The organism is Vibrio sp. S12_S33, assembly GCF_963889785.1.
GTDB lineage: Bacteria > Pseudomonadota > Gammaproteobacteria > Enterobacterales > Vibrionaceae > Vibrio > Vibrio aestuarianus.
In genome coordinates this window covers 1-244 of sequence record NZ_CAWPQZ010000430.1, presented here as the reverse complement: position 1 = coordinate 244, position 244 = coordinate 1, and the positions used below count along the sequence as shown (strand labels likewise).

Sequence of the window (244 nt, the reverse complement as noted above, 5' to 3'; positions counted from 1 at the left end):
TCGGCGCTGCCATTGGCAAGATCCGCCGCCGTCACGGTGTAGGTTTGCTCCGTGGTGCTACCATCTGGGTTGGTGATGGTTAACGTCACCGTATCGCCTTCTTCCACGCCCGTTGGTAGGGTCACGTTGGTTTCAACGCCGTCACTGTTCTCGGCCACGCTCACGCTGCCGTCCGCGGCATCCGCGATGGTGAGTGTTGGCACCGCAGTTGGCACGGTGGCGTCAAAATCAAACGTCACTGGCG

1 protein-coding gene is annotated in these 244 nt (G+C 61.1%); it reads right to left on the bottom strand.

The window, feature by feature from the left end:
- Window positions 1-244 (bottom strand): cadherin-like beta sandwich domain-containing protein (locus AACW06_RS20640; RefSeq protein ID WP_202884143.1); only part of this gene is annotated, 244 nt, incomplete at both ends.